This window comes from Parasegetibacter sp. NRK P23 (assembly GCF_023721715.1).
Taxonomy (GTDB): domain Bacteria; phylum Bacteroidota; class Bacteroidia; order Chitinophagales; family Chitinophagaceae; genus Parasegetibacter.
In genome coordinates this window covers 1,813,485-1,832,853 of the sequence record NZ_JAMDLG010000001.1, presented here as the reverse complement: position 1 = coordinate 1,832,853, position 19,369 = coordinate 1,813,485, and the positions used below count along the sequence as shown (strand labels likewise).

At 50.0% G+C, this 19,369-nt stretch carries 15 protein-coding genes; 6 read left to right on the top strand and 9 right to left on the bottom strand.

Going from position 1 to position 19,369, the window contains the following annotated elements; genetic code table 11:
• The first annotated feature begins 287 nt into the window (after positions 1-287).
• Positions 288-1,940, top strand: a complete 1,653-nt coding sequence (gene pgi, locus M4J38_RS07475; protein ID WP_251758923.1) for a glucose-6-phosphate isomerase — start codon at positions 288-290, stop codon at positions 1,938-1,940.
• Positions 1,941-2,020: 80 nt separating this feature from the next.
• Entirely contained in the window at positions 2,021-3,217 is a 1,197-nt protein-coding gene (locus M4J38_RS07470) for an MFS transporter (protein ID WP_251758922.1), read from the top strand.
• Here M4J38_RS07470 and M4J38_RS07465 read toward each other — a convergent pair whose 3' ends face one another.
• Positions 3,218-4,615, bottom strand: a complete 1,398-nt coding sequence (locus M4J38_RS07465) for an alpha-L-fucosidase (protein ID WP_251758921.1) — start codon at positions 4,613-4,615, stop codon at positions 3,218-3,220.
• Between the two features lie 116 nt (positions 4,616-4,731).
• Here M4J38_RS07465 and M4J38_RS07460 point away from each other — a divergent pair, with 116 nt between their 5' ends.
• Positions 4,732-5,628: an AraC family transcriptional regulator gene (locus M4J38_RS07460; protein WP_251758920.1), complete on the top strand. Its 897-nt coding sequence runs from the start codon at positions 4,732-4,734 to the stop codon at positions 5,626-5,628.
• Position 5,629: 1 nt separating this feature from the next.
• Here M4J38_RS07460 and M4J38_RS07455 read toward each other — a convergent pair whose 3' ends face one another.
• From M4J38_RS07455 to hppD, 6 genes are all read right to left on the bottom strand, one after another.
• Positions 5,630-9,946 carry a hypothetical protein gene (locus M4J38_RS07455; RefSeq protein WP_251758919.1) on the bottom strand — a complete coding sequence of 1,439 codons (4,317 nt, stop codon included), beginning with the start codon at positions 9,944-9,946 and terminating at the stop codon, positions 5,630-5,632.
• 89 nt (positions 9,947-10,035) lie between these two features.
• Positions 10,036-10,479, bottom strand: coding sequence for a DUF3276 family protein (locus tag M4J38_RS07450; RefSeq protein ID WP_251758918.1), 444 nt, complete (start codon positions 10,477-10,479; stop codon positions 10,036-10,038).
• A 123-nt stretch (positions 10,480-10,602) separates the two neighbouring features.
• Complete coding sequence (locus M4J38_RS07445) at positions 10,603-12,438, bottom strand: ABC transporter ATP-binding protein (RefSeq protein WP_251758917.1); 1,836 nt, start codon at positions 12,436-12,438, stop codon at positions 10,603-10,605.
• A 50-nt stretch (positions 12,439-12,488) separates the two neighbouring features.
• Positions 12,489-12,917, bottom strand: coding sequence for a CBS domain-containing protein (locus M4J38_RS07440; RefSeq protein ID WP_251758916.1), 429 nt, complete (start codon positions 12,915-12,917; stop codon positions 12,489-12,491).
• Between the two features lie 67 nt (positions 12,918-12,984).
• Positions 12,985-14,166: a L,D-transpeptidase family protein gene (locus M4J38_RS07435; RefSeq protein WP_251758915.1), complete on the bottom strand. Its 1,182-nt coding sequence runs from the start codon at positions 14,164-14,166 to the stop codon at positions 12,985-12,987.
• Positions 14,167-14,328: 162 nt separating this feature from the next.
• Positions 14,329-15,459: a 4-hydroxyphenylpyruvate dioxygenase gene (gene hppD / locus M4J38_RS07430; RefSeq protein ID WP_251758914.1), complete on the bottom strand. Its 1,131-nt coding sequence runs from the start codon at positions 15,457-15,459 to the stop codon at positions 14,329-14,331.
• Between the two features lie 330 nt (positions 15,460-15,789).
• Between hppD and M4J38_RS07425 the strand changes: the two genes are divergently transcribed.
• The 3 genes from M4J38_RS07425 to M4J38_RS07415 are packed head-to-tail and all read left to right on the top strand — an operon-like array spanning position 15,790 to position 17,773.
• Positions 15,790-16,917, top strand: a complete 1,128-nt coding sequence (locus tag M4J38_RS07425; RefSeq protein ID WP_251758913.1) for a 5-(carboxyamino)imidazole ribonucleotide synthase — start codon at positions 15,790-15,792, stop codon at positions 16,915-16,917.
• Positions 16,918-16,940: 23 nt separating this feature from the next.
• Positions 16,941-17,456, top strand: a complete 516-nt coding sequence (gene purE, locus M4J38_RS07420; protein ID WP_251758912.1) for a 5-(carboxyamino)imidazole ribonucleotide mutase — start codon at positions 16,941-16,943, stop codon at positions 17,454-17,456.
• 35 nt (positions 17,457-17,491) lie between these two features.
• Positions 17,492-17,773 (top strand): DUF721 domain-containing protein, encoded by a 282-nt coding sequence (locus tag M4J38_RS07415; protein ID WP_251758911.1) that lies wholly within the window; start codon positions 17,492-17,494, stop codon positions 17,771-17,773.
• Here the strand turns inward: M4J38_RS07415 and M4J38_RS07410 are convergent.
• Entirely contained in the window at positions 17,770-18,192 is a 423-nt protein-coding gene (locus tag M4J38_RS07410) for a cyclic nucleotide-binding/CBS domain-containing protein (protein WP_251758910.1), read from the bottom strand. The genes M4J38_RS07415 and M4J38_RS07410 overlap by 4 nt on opposite strands.
• A 127-nt stretch (positions 18,193-18,319) precedes the next feature.
• Positions 18,320-19,366: an ABC transporter permease gene (locus M4J38_RS07405; RefSeq protein ID WP_251758909.1), complete on the bottom strand. Its 1,047-nt coding sequence runs from the start codon at positions 19,364-19,366 to the stop codon at positions 18,320-18,322.
• Between the last annotated feature and the right edge of the window lie 3 nt (positions 19,367-19,369).

Genomic DNA, 19,369 nt, shown 5'->3' with positions numbered 1-19,369 from the left:
CAGCCTATCAACAGCTCCTTGCGTCCCTTGCCCCTTTGCGGCGCGAACTGCACAGCAGTAAGCGCTTGCGCGAAAAAAGGAAAGCGGTCCGAAAACCGCCAACCGCATCTAGGCATCTGTATGTTTAATGGTAATGATCTCTATTGAAGGCCACGAAAATACCATGCTCCTTTCAACCAAACAATGCCCATTTGTGGGTATATATCACCTGGTCACGGCAACGAACATGTTTTTACCGGAAGGATTTATTCCCCTCAGTTCGTACATTTGAGCAAACAAAACATTACATGCTACCATCTACCAACCCCACCCAAACGAAGGCATGGGCCGCTTTGGGCGCACATTTCCAGGCGATAAAGCATATTCATCTCCGTGACCTTTTTAAGGAAGATGAGGCTAGGTTCGAAAAATACCACCTCACCGATGGGGACATCCTGTTCGATTATTCCAAGAACCGCATCAACAACGAAACGCTTACGCTCCTGCTGCAACTGGCCAGCGAGGCCGGCGTTAAAGACGCGATCACGGCCATGTTTGGTGGCGATAGCATTAATGTAACGGAAGGTAGGGCCGTTTTGCATACCGCCCTGCGCAATTTTTCAGGCAACCCGGTATTAGTGGAAGGGGAAGATGTGATGCCCGCCGTACAAAAGGTACTGGCGCAAATGAAAGCTTTCTGCGCTAAAATTCATTCTGGCGAATGGAAGGGCTTTTCAGGAAAGAAGATCAGATACATTGTGAACATAGGCATCGGCGGAAGTGATCTTGGTCCGCTGATGGTAACCGAAGCGTTGCGTCCCTATAAAGTAGATGGTATCGAAAGTTACTTCGTCTCCAATGTAGATGGCACGCATATCGCGGAAACATTAAAAAAAGTAACGCCCGAAGAAACCCTGTTCCTCGTGGCCTCCAAAACTTTTACCACCCAGGAAACCATGACCAACGCCAATACGGCAAGGGAATGGCTGCTCGCCGCCGCCAAAGATGAATCGGCTATCGCGAAGCATTTCGCGGCGCTGAGCACAAACGGAAAAGCCGTGGCCGCCTTTGGGATCGATACTGCGAATATGTTCGAATTCTGGGACTGGGTAGGTGGACGGTACTCCCTCTGGAGCGCTATCGGTCTTTCTATCGCCCTCACCATCGGCTATGAACATTTCGAAGAATTGCTGAAAGGCGCGGAGGCAAGCGATAAACACTTCAGGGAAACGCCATTCGAAAAGAACATTCCCGTGATTATGGCGCTGGTGGGTTTGTGGTACACGAACTTCTTCGGCAGCCAGACAGAAGCCATTCTTCCCTACGACCAGTATATGCACCGCTTCTCCGCTTATTTCCAGCAGGGGAACATGGAGAGCAACGGGAAATATGTGGACAGGAACGGTAACGCTGTAACTTATGCAACCGGCCCGGTGATCTGGGGAGAACCCGGCACCAACGGGCAACATGCTTTTTACCAGCTGATCCACCAGGGAACGCTACTGATACCATGTGACTTCATCGCTCCGGCCATCAGTCATAATCCTATCAGCGACCATCACCCGAAATTGCTGTCGAATTTCTTCGCGCAAACCGAAGCGCTGATGAACGGGAAAACGCCGGAAGAAGCAAGGGCCGAACTCGTGAAAGCCGGACTGCCGGAAGAAGCCATCGCCAAACTGCTGCCCTTTAAAGTGTTCGAAGGCAACCGGCCCACGAATTCCTTCCTGGTCAAAAAAATCACGCCGTTCACGCTGGGACAACTGATCGCCTATTATGAACATAAGATATTCGTGCAAGGCGTGATCTGGAACATCTACAGCTTCGACCAGTGGGGCGTGGAACTCGGCAAACAGCTTGCGAACAAGATACTCCCCCAATTGCTGGACGATGCAGCGGTTTCGGGACACGACGCATCAACGAACGGACTCATCAACGCGTTCAAACAAATGAAAAAATAAGGTGACGGGTTTTAGGTTTCAAGTTTTAGATGAGGAAAACCTAACCTAAAACTTGGAACCTGGAATCTAAAACCGGTTTCGTGTTCAAACAATTCTTTCAGCTCTACCTCGATTCCTACCGGGGGCTCTCCCGCCCTTCCTGGATGCTGGCGCTTATCATGCTCATCAACCGGAGCGGCGCCATGGTAATTCCGTTCCTCGGTATCTACATGACGCAACACCTGCATTTCAGTTTGAAAGAAACAGGAACGGTGCTCAGTTGTTTCGGATTAGGTGCGGTACTGGGTTCATTACTGGGCGGATGGCTTACCGACAGGATCGGGAACTTCATTGTGCAGGTAAGTAGTCTGTTCCTTTCCGTACCCGTATTCTGCCTGCTGCCACAGCTACAAACCCCGGGCACCCTCGCTGTTGGTGTGTTTGTATTGAGTGTGGTTACGGAGACATTTCGTCCGGCCAACTCCGTATCGCTGGTTTCTTACGCCAAACCGGAGAACATTACCCGGGCCTTCTCGCTGAACAGGATGGCCATCAATCTCGGCTTTTCGATTGGACCCGCCGTTGGCGGATTCCTGGCTTCTATTTCTTATAATTGGTTGTTTTATGGGAATGCCGTCACAGCGGGTGCGGCCGGCATCGTATTCTTTTTCTACTTCCGTGCCCTGAAGTCAAGAGAAAGGGCCGTAAAAAAGGAAGAAGTTTCCGCGCTACCTGAAAAATCACCCTGGAAAGACACGCCGTTCCTGCTTTTCAGCCTGCTTTGCAGCGTGTATGCGATTATCTTTTTCCAGATACTCAATACCATGCCCGTTTTCTACAGGGAATCTCATGGACTTACGGAGCAGGAAATCGGGCTACTCCTGGCTTTCAACGGGATGGTGGTGTTTCTGCTGGAAATGATCCTGGTGCATGTGGCCGAAAAAAGCATGAGCACCATGCGCGTAATCGTTTATGGCACACTGTTGTGCGCCTTCTCCTTTTTTATGTTGCTGGTGCCGGGCTTATGGGCACTCTATTTCGGCATGTTCCTGTTGAGCGTATCGGAAATTCTGGCTATGCCGTTCATGAGTACGGTTACCATGCAACGCGCCACGCCGCGAAAACAGGGTGCATACATGGGATTGAACGCGATGGCTTTTTCTATCGCGCACATCGCTTCTCCCCTCCTGTCTACGGGAATGGCGGCTGAGGCGGGCTACGAAGCGCTATGGATCACAACGGGAGTCGCGTCCATAGCGCTTGCGGCCGGTTTCTGGCTGGTGATGCGGAAGTGGTAATTAACGGCGTTCGTTGTACACCCCGAATTCATTGATGGAAGGCGATCTGCCAAAACCATCGATCAGGATACGGACTTTTTCGCCCCATACCTGGTTGAAACGGTGCACTTTGATGCGTCCTTCAACAGGTGTTACCGGGATGCTTTTCCAGGCGCCGTCCACGAAATATTCAATACGGTAGCTTTTGATGTTGGGCCTGTTCTCCATCACCATAATGGTGTTAAAAGGCTGCGCGCCATCCAGCTCTACCTCGTACCAGGGTTTCTTAACGGAGGGATTGGAATTCCATGCGGTACCGAAATCATCATCGTTGGCGAAATCCATGATGGCGTAGTCGTTGCTCCAACTGGAGTTGGCCGGACGGTGCTTCGCGAGGTTGGTGGAAATCACGGGCGCATCATATTCCGGAAGAACAGGAAAGGAAGCCGGTTTCTTGTACAGCTTTCCGATTTCTTTCAGAGCAGCAAGGGCATTCTCATCGAAGAGGCCATCCCTGTTGGGGGCCACGTTCAGAATAAAATTGCAGTAGGCCTGGTTGAAAGGAATGGCGTTCTTGTTCACCATATCATCCGCAGACTTTACAGGCGTGGTGGGGAAAGACTCCTTCCAGAACCAGTTGCGTTGCAGGGGCAAACAGGAAAGCGCGGGCAATTTGTTGTTCTCTTTTGAAATGTGTTGTCCCGCCCCTTGTTCGTAAGATTTGATGTCTGTATAGAATAATAATTCGGATGGATATTTCGCGGCGTTCAGGTCCATCACCAGGCAATTGGGCTGCAGCGATTTGATGAGGTGATAGATTTCTTCAAAAGGGATATCATCGTAGGAGATCCTTGACCAGGGCGCATCCCAGCCGTCGATCACGAGGGCGGTGATCTCTCCGTAATTGGTGAGCAGTTCCGTGATCTGGTCCTTTACCATCTTGATGTGTTCTTTTGTGATCTGGTTAGGACGCAGTTTATGGTGCGTATCCAGGATAGAATAATACAACATCACTTTCAGGCCGTGTTTACGGAATGCCTGCACGTATTCTTTCACCACATCGCGTTTAAGCGGGCTGCTCATTACACTGTAGGAAGTGGTTTTGGTATCCCATATCGGGAAACCGCTGTGGTGTTTGGTGGTAAGGCAGCCATAACTCATATTGGCTGATTTCGCGGCGATGGCCCATTGTTCCGCATCCAGTTTTTTAGGGTTGAAGATGGCGGGGGATGCATCGGGATCAGCCCAGTCATCGTCCATGTAAGTGGGGATGCCATAATGGATGAACATGCCGAAGCCGAGATTCACGAAATCCTGCTGCAGCTTCCGGAGTGGCGTTTGTGCCGAAAGTGTGGGCTGGCAAATGATTCCCGCGGAAAGCATCAGGACAAAAAAGCGAAGGGTGTTTTTGATACGCATAACTATTGGTTCATTCTTTAGGAGAATACGCCAAAATTAACCGTAATGGCAGGCGCAGTAAATGGGGAATTGTTTTATTTTGATGGACAATTCAATGTTCTTTCTATCTTTAATCCATGGCAAGATCCATTAAGAGAAGGGATGGCTTTGAAGGAGAGCAAATGCTGGTAATACCAGACGCGTTGCTGAAAAACACCACGGAAAAGAATACGGTACTCGCGCAGTTGTACATCACGCACCTGGGGTATTTCCCCAAAGCTGATGGACATTACAGGGAAAGAAGGAAGGGCTGCCCCGATAATATATTCTTCTATTGTATCCAGGGGAAAGGACATTATATTGTTGGCGACCAGCAGTTTGAAGCGGGCCCAAACGAGTATTTTATTATCCCCGCGACAACGGATTATATCCGTTACTGGGCCGATGAACACGATCCGTGGAGCATTTACTGGGTGCATTTCAGCGGTAATGATATGGACGCGTTCAACCGCTCCATGAACATTACGGCAGGCGACGGGCCGTTACCCATTCCTTTCAACGCCAAAGGCATCCAGTTGTGGAACGAAATGTACCAGGGATTGGAAATGGGGTACAGTACGGAAAATATCTGCAATGCGAATTTCTGTTTGTACCATTTCCTGGCCAGCTTTCTCTTTCACGATAAGCACCTTACGGCGCAACCCACTACCAAAAAAGACATCGTGAACGATACCGTGCTTTACATGCGGGAACAGTTGCACCAGATGCTCACCGTTGAGCAACTGGCGGCCCTCCACCGGTTGTCCGTGCCCCATTTCTCAAGTGTATTCCGGAAAGGTACCGGCATGGCGCCCATCGAATACTTCATCCACATGAAAATGCAGCGTGCCTGCCAGTTGCTGTTCGGCACCACCCGCAAGATCAAAGAAGTGGCCAAGGACCTGGGTTATGATGATCCCTATTACTTCTCACGCATCTTCAAAAAATACATCGGCATCGCGCCCGAAGTTTTCCGGATGAACGGTGGCGCCTGATTTACCGGATCATTTTAAACGAATGCCTTTCGTTGCCCGATTCCAGGATCACCACATAAGAGCCGTGTCCCCATTGCTTCAGCGGTAACCACAATTGCTGTGTGGCAAGTTGCGGGAAACGCCACTGCTCCACCACCCTTCCGGCCAGGTCAACCACCCTCACATGCACCGGTTGCGATAAGTTCCTGCCGATATTTAGTCCGAGCCTGTTTTTCACCGGGTTTTCAATCAGCGAGAAGTTCGTGTTTAACGGTTCATTTCTAAGTAGAATCGTTTCGCTGTATTGCTCCGCTCCGCCTGCATCCTGCTGACGCAACCTGTAATAGTTCAGGGCGCGGGCCGGTTGCGGATCTTTGAATTCATACAACAATACATTGCTGCTGAGCATACTTCCGGGCACGAACCCAATGGTGGCAAATGATTGGTTGTTGTAGGACCTTTCAATATAGAATCCTTTGTTGTGTTGTTCCGAAGCCGTTTTCCAGATGAGCCAGCTGTAACCATATTTGATCGCCCCCGTAAAGGAAGTAATGGTAACGGGAAGTGCTGCGCCGGGGATGCCTGCGCCAATGCCCGAGAAGCCGGTACTGAACGAATAGCTGAGCGCATGGTGCGTACCTAATGTGGTCCTCGTGGGCACCACCACTTCTACATCTCCGGGTCCTCCGGGATTTGAAGGCGTGATGGCTGAAACAGCACCACTAGTTTTAATTAAGGAAATATTGCTCCACAATTGCCCGGTAGCCAGTTCCCAACCTTGTTTTTCAGCTTCCGTGAAGTAAACGGTGATCTCCACATTGCCCGCCGGGTCATTACTTGCAGGAAGGATGCGAATGGTTTTATCTGCCAGGTAATCTGAAGTATTGTTGTTCCAGAATGCCGCACTTCCGGTACCGGCGCGGTCAACGATAATCTGCGTACAACCATAATCGTGGGTACCGAGGTTCTTCAGCTTCGCGAGCAATTGTCCGGAAGAAGTGTAATAATAGGCTTCGCCCATCGGGCCAAGGTATTCGGTGGCGGAAAGCGACAAGGTCCCCGCCAATGGCGTTTGTCCTAATGTTTGGGTGAATTCGATAGAGGGGCGGTAAGTACTCAATGATGCCGCGTTCAAACTACAGGCCTGTCCAGTGCCTGCAGTAACAAACGCTGTGGGGAAATCGCCCGGAACAGCGGGGTATTGCTCCACGTAAATCGCATCATCCCCAATAGCGGCAGTATTGGTATAACATATTTCTACAAGAATATTATCCACGCCATTCCAGGTAAAAGGACTGGAAAAAGCGAAATTATTCATGCCTGCGGAAGTGGTATAGTCTGCGGAGAACACTGTTTGCAGGGAATTGGGAAGAAATCCGTAGTTCATGGCGCTGCTATGGGTATGTCCGAGCCTGATGGTAAAATCTTCGAACGCGCCGGTGGAAGCCTTGGTGAACACGAACATACCGAGGTTGTTCAGCGGGCCGGCGGTAAGTCCGTCGGCGCGGAGTTCAGCGGCGTAAACAATGTATTGGAAACGCCCGCGTGTAGCCGAACCAATAAATGGTCCCAGGATAGAACCCTGTGCCGTTGGTGAACCAGTACTGTACACCAGTGACGTGCCGGCCGTGGGCAGCACGTCGTTTTCGTTGATGGTAAATGTAAACTGGTTATTGCTGCCGGCAGTAGCATTGGTGGTGCCCGAAACAGTCAGATCAAGTACAATGGATTCCGGGGTTTCCACTGCTCTATCATCATATATCCTGATGTAAAAGGTTTTCGACTCCGTGGCCGCATCGGCAAAAACCAGTGTATTGGAAGGAGACGAAAAATCTCCGGTGGTGGAAATATCGAAGTCAAGGTATCGGGTAGCCGTTGAAGCAACGTTTACGGAGATTGTTGCGGTAGCCGCTCCCACGGGAGCAGTATTGATGGTAAGGGGAACACTATAATCTTTATAGTTCCTGCACCCGTTGATGCTGGCCGGTGATTCCTGGTGTTGGAGTGTCGTTTGGGAGAAGTTGATGGCAGCGCCACCACCAATGTTGGGAACAGCCGTGGTAAATAATCCCCGCCCGTGTGTGGCGGCGGCCAGCGTGCGCGTGGCCGGACTGTATTTCAGCATATCCACCCTTACATTGGCCAGACCGGTATTGGTGGGGTTCCATTCGGTGGATGCGCCGTTGAGGTTATCGGTACTCCATATACCAAGCTCCGTGGCCAGTAGCGCCCAGTCGCTGTTGCGGGGGTCGAACATGGCGTAACGCACGGGCATATCGGGCAGGTCGCCTTCCACAGCGGTCCAGGTGGGAGAACCACTCAATGCGTCGTTTGTTTCAAACACACTGGATACGCCATAAGAACTATGGGTTACCAGCATATGGTTTTCATTGGCCGGATCAATGGCGATACTGGAGACAGGGCTAGCGTTTGCAGTCTTAATGGTCGTTCCTGCATGTGCACTTCCTGCATTGGCGCCATCCACATATAAAACAGTGCCATTTGGCAGCCCGAAATAAACTCTGTTGGCGGTTTGGAGAGAAACTCCGATATAGGTTGGTCTTGCGGTACCAAAACCAGTAACGGTAACCCAGGTGGTATCGGGAACGGGGTTGCCTGTGGCTACATTGTCCCAGCGCAGATAAGTGCCATTGGAATTGGCGGAATAAAGGATGTTGGCGGTATTATCGTAATCGGCGGCATTGATAAAGTTTCCGCTGTTGTTCAGTGCTCTGCCGGAGAAACTCACCCCGCCATTCGTGGAGATATAGTAATTGTTGTACACATAAGAGGTGATCTGGATATTGGGATCATCTTGATCTATAAAGCACAGGGCGCCGTCTCCGCCCGATACTTCTCTTGTCCTGTTGGTCCCGGTGGAAGTATATTGTTGTGAACCATTGTCCTGGGATCCTGCGAGAAAATAGTTGGCATCTGTGGGATGCACCGCGGCGCTGTAATACTGTGTGATGTTGTAGCCGTAGTTCCGGGAGCTGAAACTTGCACCGCCGTCGGTGGTCATGAATACACCGCCATCGCAGCCTACCAGTACCTGCTGACTGTTTCCGGGACGGGCCACGAAAGCGTGTATATCTGCATGAACATAGGCCCCGGAACTACATCCGTTGGCCCATTGTGTGATTTGAGACCAGTTCGTTCCTCCGTCAGTTGTTTTGAATACATCAACGGTGCCGAGGTAAAAACTATTTTTATCAGCGGGGTCTACCATTCCGATCAGGTCGTACCAGGCCTGGCCGCGGGCGATGTCAGCCCTGTTCGTTCCCGCATCGCACCAAACCGGCATGTTAAGTGTGTTCCAGGTGGGCGTAGCATTGGTAGCATTAGTGGTGCGCATTGTTTTCCGGTAAATGCCCCCGCTGTTGGAAGCAACGGCTGCATACACGTATTCGGGGTCAGAAGGCGCACAGGCCAGGTCTATACGGGCTTCATTAACGGCAGCGGTATAAATTCTTTCCCAGGTATCGCCATTGTCAACGGATCTGAATATACCATCTCTTGAACTGTTGATACCAAGTGACGCATAAACGTACCCGTTAGCAGCTACTTCGATATCTGCCGCATCGTTGATGGTAGCGCTGGCAATCCCGTTCCCCAATACTTTTGTAAAGGAGGTTCCGTTATTGGTTGATTGATATACGCCTGATCTTGTAGCGGCGAGCAAGGTGCCGTTCGCCAACACTACCAGTTTTTGTGTCCAGTAAAAATTAGAATTATTGGTAGCAGAAAGCTGGCTCCAGGAAATGCCGCCATCCGTAGATTTCCATATTCCCAATCCGCGAACGGCGTCAAAGTTGGTCCAGCCCTCGCCGGTGCCGAAGTATATGATATCCGGATCGGAAGGGTCCTGTGCTATGCTGCTGATGGCCATATTCTCGAACAGGTCGTTTACCTGCTGCCATACGGGTGTGGTGGCGGTAATATCGTTGGTGTACCATAGTCCCCCGGCCACACCTCCGGCCCATACTTTTTTATACCCATTGGGCTGATCATTGAGGTCGAACAGCAATGCTCTTGTGCGGCCGCCGATATTGTCCGGACCTCTCTCTTCCCAGGCCAGTCCGGCAACGGAACGCTCCAATCCCATCCGAAGCAGTTTTTCATCCCGGAACCTTGCCGCCTCCAGTAATTTCTGGCGCGGCACCTCCCCTGTTCTGGGGTTACGGGTCATCAGGTATTCCTGTTCAAAAACTTTTCCCATGCCATCGTATTTGGCGAAAGGCCGGTATTTGCGTTTAACAGGATCAGTGATATGGGGAATGAGCGCGATGGCGATAACAATCAGCGAAAAGAAGGAAAGGGCGGGTAGTGCTTTACGCATACGAGTTTCGGTTTTAAAAGGATGGGCCTTTAAAAATAGAAAAAGCCCTCCGGATTTGGAGGGCTTTTTCTAAGAAACTTTATATTTTTTTACCATTTATCTACGTCTTCAGTGGAGGAAGGAACAGGCACTTCCTCTTCTTCTACAGCCTCAGTAACCGGAACCGCTGCTACTACCGGAGCGGCGGCTTCTACTGTAGCGTGCACAGGCGCTGCGGCTTCGTAACCATCTTCTCCATCTTCGTTATCGTGGTTGTAAGCGTCGAAATCGAAATCGGGCATCAGATCGGTCTTCACATAATCCACGGCTTCAGTAAGCGCTTTCAGGAACTTGTTGAAATCTTCTTTGTAGAGGAAGATTTTGTGCCTGTCATAACCGTTATCGTCAAAACGTTTACGGCTTTCAGTGATAGTCAGGTAATAATCATTGCTACGGGTTGCTCTCACGTCGAAGAAGTAAGTCCTTCTTTTACCAGCCCTGATGCGCTTGCTGTAAACGCTCTCCATTCTTTTGTCGTTGTTTTCGTACGCCACAGTTGTAGGTTTTTTAAAACAGTTTAAAGATAACGATTCATGAATTAGTTCTTACAAATATAAATATGTTTTCGGATTGACAAAATTTAACTAAACCGCAATTTGATTTAAAAAATGCAGCATTTAAGGGGCTTCTGAAGGCATTTCCTCTTGTTGTTTGCGGAACAGAGACGCATAATATCCATCCGCGCGTACCAGTTCGGCATGGGTTCCGGCCTCTGTAATACGTCCTTCTTCCAGCACCACGATCTTATCAAACTCAAGCAGGGTAAAGATCCTGTGGGTGATAATAATGGCGGTTTTATCCGTAAGGTAAGCATTCAGGTTGGACAGTATCTCTTTTTCGGTGCGGGCATCTACCGCACTCAGACAATCATCAAACACCACCAGCGACGGCTCTTTGATCAGCGCCCGGGCGATGGATATACGCTGTTTCTGCCCGCCACTCAGTGTTACGCCCCTTTCCCCTACCATGGTTTCATATTGCTGGGGGAACTCCATAATCTCCTTGTGGATACAGGCTTTCCGCGCGGCCTCCTGCACCATGTCCATATCCGCTTCTCTCCTGCCGAAACGGATATTGTTGGCCACCGTTTCTGAAAAAAGAAACACATCCTGCGGTACATAACTCAGTGACGACCGCAGGTAAGCAAGGTCGATCTGCTGAATGGGTGTTCCATCCAGTTTCAGACTACCCTCATTGGCGTCGAACATCCGCAGGATCAGCTGTGCGAGGGTAGTTTTACCGCTGCCGGTTTTGCCGATCACGGCGATCTTCTCCCCCGGTTTAATTTCCAGGTTGATGTTTTTCAGGGCCTGAATGCCGGTATGCTGATAGGTGAATGAAAGGTTCTCCAATTGCACATGTCCTTTCAATGTGGGTTTCAGGGCATACTCCGGTTGTGTAATGCCTGGCTTCGTATCAAGGAACTCATTCAGCCTTTTCTGCGAAGCGACCGCGCGTTGTACCATACTGGCCACCCAGCCGATGGCACTTACGGGAAACGTGAGCATGGTGATGTAGATCACAAATTCCGCGATTACCCCATAACTCATACCCGGCTGGTCGTTGATCACATAAATGCCGCCCATGAGTATGGTGAAAAGGGTACTCAATCCGATCAGCAGGGCCATGGAAGGGAAATAAATGGCTTCCACTTTCGCCAGGCCAACGGCACCCTTCCGGTACGCTTCGGCGTTATCAGAGAAAAAACGGTACATGGCGGTTTCCTGTACGAATGACTTGATGACCCTGATGCCCGAATAGGATTCCTGCGCGTTCGTGGTCATATCACTTAGTAATGCCTGTATCCGCTCGCTCTTTTTGTTGATGATGTTGTTCACATAATAAATGGTGATGGCCAGCAATGGCAGCGGGGCCAGCACATACAGGGTCAGCTGTACATTGGTGCGCAGCATGAAGAACACGCTGAACCCGATGGTGGCGATGAGGTTGATGAGGTACATCACGGCAGGGCCGGTGAACATGCGTACCCGGCTCACGTCTTCGGCCATCCTGTTCATCAGGTCGCCGGTGCTGTGTGTCTTGAAGAAATGCGCATCCAGTTGCTGGTAATGCCGGTACACCTCGTTCTTCTGATCGTATTCGATGTGTCGGCTCATCACGATGATGCTTTGCCGCATGAAGAACATAAAAAGTCCTTTCAGCAGCGCCGTCACCAGGATGGTGGTACCCGCGATCGCGATGATCTTCGAAAAACTGAATCCCCCGCTTTCCATCCAGCCGATGAGCCAGCGAACGAGCCGGTCGTAGGTACGGGAGGCATCATGCGCCAGAACCTGCCCCCGGAGGGTCTTGTCCACCACATCAATAATATATCCCGTGATCTGGGGGGCCAGGATGCCAAAATAGTTGGAGAGAATGATAAAGAAAATACCGGCAGACAACCTAAGCCGGTATTTCCAGAAATATTTCCTTAACGCTTTCAGTTGCTTCATCGCAACAAAAATAGGAATATTTCAAAGGGAGTTGACCAATTCGTTCAGGATCAGGAATGAATATAACTTTCCAGTTGCGCGATGGTCTCTTTCTGCGCCAGTATGGTTTCCGTTACCACATCATTAATTGATACAATTCCACACAGTTTATCTCCTTCAAAAACAGGCAGATAGCGGATGTTGTTCTCACTCATGATGTGCATGCAGGTGTCAATGGAATTTTCGGGGGTGATCCGTGGCAGGCCCGTAGACATGATTTCTTCCACAGTGGTATCCTGCGAAGATTTACCGCGGATGATCACTTTGCGGGCGTAATCCCTTTCGGTTACGATACCCAGGTATTCATTGTCTTCTACAACTACCAGTGAACCGATGTTTTTTTCGTTCATCAACTGGAGGGCGTGGATCACTTTTTCCTGGGGGTGAACCGTGAGTACATGGGCGCCTTTTCTCGCCAGGATGTGGGCTACTTTCTTCATGATGGTGCAATTTGGATGGATTATAAGTTACAACCATTTTAAGAAAAAGCCAAATTTCGGAGCGGGGCTATTTTTTTTCGATCACCACCGTTTGTTTGAGTTTCATGGGCACTTTAATGTCCTGGCGGATAGCGGGTTCCCAATTGGGAAGGGTCTCAAAACGGTCGAGTATGCCATCGTTCAGTTCAGGATTTCCACCCCGTACGATCACCGGGTTGATAAGTTTACCCTCCTCGGTTACGATGAATTCTACCAATACATACGCGGTGTGCTGTTTTTCATCCAGCAGTTTGCCCAGATCGCCGCTCATTTTGGTGAGAAAGTTCTGGAAGGCGGGATTTCCACCGGGGAAAACCGGCAGTTTATTTACGGAAGCGGGAATTTTCGTTTCATCAAAAGCAATGTGCTTCCTGGTTTTTGGGATGTATTTTTTAGGCTGTGGCTTCTCAGGCACTTTAATGTCATCCGGCTTCACGCTGGTAATGTATTCGCCATTATCGCCCACTGCAATCACCGGCAGCTTCTTGTGTTTTTCAAAATAGAAATACACTTCCCTGAGTTTCTCAACGAAAGGATTGTATTCGTTGAAGGTCTGGAGGTATTTATTGAGGTAGGTTTTGCTGTTCTCATTGGTGAACCTGATCGGGAAGATGTGTACGGGAATAAAATCCTGTCCCTCACTTTTAGCAAAGGCCGCGAGGATGTACAATTCTTCGATCTGGTTGTCCATGATGGGGATACAGCCGGTAGTAACGCAGGAGCCGTGAATGTAGATATCGCCGCCCGGGTGGTAGGTATCGCTCAGTATCCGGTCAGACGCATTCGGGTAGTTCAGTCCCAGCGAGAGGTGGTAGGAACTTCTCGGGTTGAACTCATTGATGTAATAAAACCCTTCGGGTACCTGGTAATCGCCCTGCATTCTTTTCGGTCCCATACTTCCGGAAAGGGCGCATACTTTATAGGTCTTGAATAATTTAAAGGACTCGTTCATGGCGTAGCGCACCCATACTTCCAACTGACTGTCGTACTTAAAGGAACGAAGGTACATTTGCGCCGCCGGCCATTTGAGTCCCTGAGCGGCGAACTGTTTCATCAGCGTATCCTGTTTCCTTTTCATCACATCCGTGATCTTGGGGAAGGACTTCTGGTAGTCGATGAAGGTGGCGCTCTGCGCTGACTGCGCATTTCCCTGATTAAGAGAGAAGAATAATATCGTGAAAAATGTAATTCTTTTTATTGCACTGCTCATATCTTGAAAAACGCTGTGGGTCTTTGAATAGTATGTTTTCTGCTGGTGCAAAGATAGGGTTTTAACATTTCAGGATGGAGAGGTAACCCTTCACATTCCGATAACAAAAAGCCCGCGCTCTTTCGAGGGCGGGCCAGGTTAAAAACGGCAGGGCAAATATTATCAGAGATTGCCTCTCAGGGCCTGTTCTCTTTCAATGGATTCAAACAATGCTTTAAAGTTTCCGGCGCCGAAACTCTGCGCGCCCTTGCGCTGGATGATTTCGAAGAATAAAGTGGGCCTGTCTTCCACGGGCTTGGTGAATATCTGAAGCAGGTAACCTTCTTCGTCGCGGTCCACCAGTATCCCCAGGCTTTGCAGCAGGCGCACTTCTTCGTCAATGTCACCCACCCTGTCGTGCATCATATCGTAATAGGCATTGGGCGGTGCGCTGAGAAATTCCACGCCACGCGCTTTCAGTTCGGTAACGGTTTTTACGATATCCTTTGTGGCCACGGCTATGTGCTGCACGCCCTCGCCTTCATAGTATTCCAGGTATTCTTCGATCTGCGATTTCTTTTTACCTTCCGCGGGTTCGTTGATAGGGAATTTGGAGTAGCCGTTCCCGTTGCTCATCACTTTACTCATGAGGGCGGAATATTCCGTGTTGATCTGTTTGTCGTCGAAGGAAAGGATGTTCACGAAGCCCATCACTTCCTCGTACCATTTCACGGTGGGCAGCATCCTGTTCCAGCCCACGTTGCCCACACAATGGTCCACGTACAAAAGACCTGCATCCGCAGGATTGTAATCGCTTTTCCACGCTTTATAGCCGGGCATAAACGCGCCATGGTAGTTTTTCCTTTCAACAAACATGTGGATCGTTTCGCCATAGGTATAAATGCCCGACATGCGCAGTTCTCCATGTTCATCGGTAAGTGTTACGGGTTCAAGGTAAGGTTTGCCGCCTCTTTTGGTGGTTTCTTCAAAAGCGCTGTAAGCGTCTTCCACCCAGAGGGCCAGTACTTTTACGCCGTCGCCGTGCTTTTTCACGTGTTCGGAAACGGGATGGTCGGAATGAAGCGCGGTGGTAAGCACCAGCCTGATTTTTCCCTGCTGAAGCACATAAGAAGCCCGGTCGCGCACCCCAGTTTCGGGGCCAGCATAAGCCAGCGACTGAAAGCCAAAAGCCGTTTTATAATAATGCGCCGCCTGTTTGGCGTTGCCCACATAAAATTCTATATAATCGGTACCGTTGATGGGCAGGAAATCCTGCGCTTTCGCGATCTTTTCCGCAAACGTTAAAGTTGACATACGATGATGTTTTAGAATAATTTTGAATGTTAGCTGCTTAATCTGGGAGGAGGGCTGTTGAAGTGAAGGATTGACGGGAGCATTTCCATCATCCTGAATGCTGAAATTCATTCAACATTCAAAATTCAACATCCAAAATTAATCACGAGTCCATCGCCAACGAAACCATCAGCAGGCAGAAGTGCACCCGCTCATCGGAAAATGTCTTATGTGGATAATCCGGTTTCATCTGCCCAAAGGTATAGATTTTAAGATTTGAAACCTGAATTTTGGACGTACTCCCCGAACTTCCTGCCTAAAACCAATATCTTCGCGGTTCAAGTTAAGAACATGATCAAAGCGGGAATTTTAGGTGGCGGACAATTGGGCAGGATGTTGTTGCAGCAGGCGGCCAATTACCACGTGGAAACTTATGTATTGGAGAACGACGAGACCTGCCCGGCGGCGCATTTGTGCCACCACTTCGTGAAAGGGGATATCCGGGATTACGATACAGTGTACCAGTTCGGCAAAAAAGTGGATGTACTCACCATCGAAATCGAATCGGTGAACCTGGAGGCGCTGGAGCAACTCGAAAAAGAAGGTGTAAAGGTGTACCCGAAACCTGCCGCGCTCCGCATCATCAAGAATAAGATCATTCAAAAAGAATTTTATAAAGAACAGGAGATTCCCACTTCCCCGTTTGTAATCCTTCAAAACAAGGCCGCGCTCCGCGAACAGGCCGCTTTCCTGCCGGCAGTGCAGAAACTGGGCGAAGGTGGCTACGATGGGAAAGGCGTTGAGCTGATGCACACCACAGCCGATTTTGAGAAAGGTTTCGACGCGCCTTCGGTGCTGGAGAAAATGGTGAACCTTGAAAAAGAGATCGCGGTGATGGTGGCGGTTAGTCCTTCGGGCGAAACCGCGCTCTTCCCTCCCGTTGAAATGGTGTTCGATCCCCGCCTCAACTTGCTGGATTTTCAACTGAGTCCCGCGCATTTGCAGGAGAAAACGTTTTGGAAAGCGGAGGCCATCGCGCTGAAGCTGGTGAAGGCCCTGCAATCACCGGGCCTGTTCGCCGTTGAACTGTTCGTGGATAAAAACGGGGAAGTACTGGTGAACGAAACCGCGCCACGGGTGCACAACAGCGGCCACCATACCATCGAAGCGCACATCACCTCACAGTATGATATGCTCTGGCGCATCCTGCTGGCGTTGCCTTTGGGAAATACCGACGCGTTGCTGCCATCCGCACTCGTGAACCTGATCGGGGAAGAAGGCCATTCCGGCCCTGTTTATTATGAAGGACTGGAAGAAGTCCTGAAAATGGATAAGGTGTACGTGCACCTATACGGGAAGAAGCAAACCAAGCCCGGGCGTAAAATGGGCCACGTCACCATCCTCGGGAACGATCGAATCGATCTCGTGCACAAAGCCACCCGCGTGAAACAGGCGCTCAAAGTGAAAACAGCAGAATAAGCATCAAAGCAATAGCATTTTTTATGACTCCAGAAGTTGGTATTATCATGGGCAGCGATAGCGATCTGCCGGTTATGCAGGCCGCGGCCGATATGCTCACCCAATTTGGTATCGGTTACGAAATCACGGTGGTTTCGGCGCACAGAACACCGCTCCGTATGGTAAAATACGCCCAGGGCGCGAGAGACAGAGGTATTAAAGTAATCATCGCCGGAGCCGGTGGCGCTGCGCATTTGCCCGGCATGGTGGCTTCACTCACGCCACTACCTGTTATCGGTGTTCCGGTAAAATCTTCTAACTCTATTGACGGCTGGGATTCCCTGCTTTCCATCCTCCAGATGCCCAATGGTATTCCAGTCGCAACGGTGGCCCTCAACGCTTCAAAGAACGCCGGAATACTGGCAGCTTCCATGATTGGCGCCTTCCAACCGGCCATTGGCGATAAGGTAGCGCGCTACAAGCAGGAGCTGGAAGAAGAAGTGTTGAAAAAAGTGGATAACCTGAAGGAAAAAGGCCTGCCCAACGGGTTCGATCTTTAAGCGAATTGCAGTAACTTACTTTACAACTTCAGGTTATGGGAGAATATTCCTTGGGAGAAGCCATGCAGGAGTTTCTCAACAAAAGTAAACTCAAATACGGCGTTCAATCCGCACGCATAGAAGATGTGTGGGGCAACATCATGGGCAAGACCGTTGCCAAATACACGGATAAAATTCAGATCGTCCAGCATACGCTTTTTGTACATACCACAGTGGCTCCGCTAAAGCAGGAACTGCATTACCAGAAAGAGAAGATCATAGAAAGGGTGAACGAGGCGCTGGGTGAAAAAGTGATCCGGGATGTGGTGATCCGTTAGGCCACCTGTTCCGTTCTCCGGTCGAAAATATCGTGGTCCAGCAACGCTTCGCGGATGATGTCATCCATGGTGATGATACCCACAAAATTCATTTCCTCAAAAACGGGCAGATAATGCACATGAAACTGTTGCATCAGTTGCATACATTTTTCCACAGAATCCTGCATGCTTACGATAGGGAGGTTTGAATTCATGATGTCCCTGGCATAAAGGGTGCGTTCATGCTGGTTGCGCATCACCACCTTGCGGGTATAATCTGCTTCTGTAATGATGCCGAGGTACATTTCCGCGGCTTTCACCACCACAAAATCACTGTTTGCGCAGCCCATGTGGTGGATGGCTTTCAATACCGGCGTATCAGGGGTGATCACATTAAAATCGGGACCTTTTCTGGATAAAAGTTGTGAGGCGGTTTTCATGCTGATGGCATTTGAATAGTGAATGCAATATTGGTTCCACGGGCGGGTTGGAGCGCATCAGTTTTAATGGGAAAGCATTTAAAGTTCCTGAAATAAACCGGGATTTGCAAGTAACCGGGATTAGATTTTAATGAATTTTCACGCGGGGGTCCGTAATCCTGTACAGCAGGTCGGCGAACACGTTCATGAGGGTAAAAAAGAAAGCGGTGAGCAGCACCGAGCCCATCAATACGGGGAAGTCCAGTTTTTCCAGCGCTTCCACGGTGATGCGCCCCACTCCTCTCCAGCCGAAGATATATTCCACGAAAAACGCGCCGGCGAGTAATTCCGCGAACCACCCGGTAATGGCGGTGATCACGGGGTTGAGCGCATTTGGAAGGGCATGGCGGAAAAGTATCCTGCCGCTGGAAAGTCCTTTCGCCCTGGCCGTCCGGATATAATCCTGGGAAAGCACATCGAGCATGGAACTGCGCGTCAATTGGGTAATGATGGCCAATGGGCGGATGCCCAGTGTTATTGCCGGCAGGATGAGGTTTTTCCATTGGATGAACTTCCCGTGAACCGGATCTATGCCATACAGGCTGCCGGTCATAGAGAGCCCGGTAAAGTTGTGCCATACGAACCCGAAAAGAAAAGCGATGATGATGCCCGTAAAGAAAGAGGGTGCGGAAATTCCGGTGATGCTTCCAAACTGGATCAGGTAGTCGGGCCAACGGTACTTTTTTACCGCGGCCAGCATCCCCAATGCTATACCGAATACTGTGGCGAAAAGTATTGCAGCGAAACTCAGCACCAGTGTGCCCGGTAATGCTTCCAGCAGCAGATCGGCTACCGGGCGCCGCGATTGATAGGAACGGCGGAGATAAGGTTGCTTCAGTGCCAGCTTTGTTTCCCCACCGATAAAAACTCCTTTCAGCCCTTTTTCTGCAATGCCTTCCTTTGTATGCAAAGCGATGGGCGATACATCATTGAGGTAAAAAAGAAACTGCTTCCATTTGGGCTGATCGAGGTATAGTTCCTTGCGTATATTGGCCTGCGTTTTAGGATCGGCGCTTTGTCCCACCACAAGTCTGGCGGGATCGCCCAATCCCTGGAACAGCACAAACACCAATACCATCACCCCCAGCATCACCAGGGCGGCATAAAGCAGTTTGCGGAGCAGGAAACGGGCCATGTT

Coding starts and splice junctions, on each gene's coding strand:
- M4J38_RS07445 (WP_251758917.1), bottom strand. CDS start 12,438: ATGAAGCAACTGAAAGCGTTAAGGAAATATTTCTGGAAATACCGGCTT.
- pgi (WP_251758923.1), top strand. CDS start 288: ATGCTACCATCTACCAACCCCACCCAAACGAAGGCATGGGCCGCTTTG.
- M4J38_RS07465 (WP_251758921.1), bottom strand. CDS start 4,615: ATGCGTATCAAAAACACCCTTCGCTTTTTTGTCCTGATGCTTTCCGCG.
- M4J38_RS07410 (WP_251758910.1), bottom strand. CDS start 18,192: ATGAAAACCGCCTCACAACTTTTATCCAGAAAAGGTCCCGATTTTAAT.
- M4J38_RS07405 (WP_251758909.1), bottom strand. CDS start 19,366: ATGGCCCGTTTCCTGCTCCGCAAACTGCTTTATGCCGCCCTGGTGATG.
- M4J38_RS07440 (WP_251758916.1), bottom strand. CDS start 12,917: ATGAAGAAAGTAGCCCACATCCTGGCGAGAAAAGGCGCCCATGTACTC.
- M4J38_RS07455 (WP_251758919.1), bottom strand. CDS start 9,946: ATGCGTAAAGCACTACCCGCCCTTTCCTTCTTTTCGCTGATTGTTATC.
- M4J38_RS07435 (WP_251758915.1), bottom strand. CDS start 14,166: ATGAGCAGTGCAATAAAAAGAATTACATTTTTCACGATATTATTCTTC.
- M4J38_RS07425 (WP_251758913.1), top strand. CDS start 15,790: ATGATCAAAGCGGGAATTTTAGGTGGCGGACAATTGGGCAGGATGTTG.
- M4J38_RS07415 (WP_251758911.1), top strand. CDS start 17,492: ATGGGAGAATATTCCTTGGGAGAAGCCATGCAGGAGTTTCTCAACAAA.
- hppD (WP_251758914.1), bottom strand. CDS start 15,459: ATGTCAACTTTAACGTTTGCGGAAAAGATCGCGAAAGCGCAGGATTTC.
- M4J38_RS07460 (WP_251758920.1), top strand. CDS start 4,732: ATGGCAAGATCCATTAAGAGAAGGGATGGCTTTGAAGGAGAGCAAATG.
- purE (WP_251758912.1), top strand. CDS start 16,941: ATGACTCCAGAAGTTGGTATTATCATGGGCAGCGATAGCGATCTGCCG.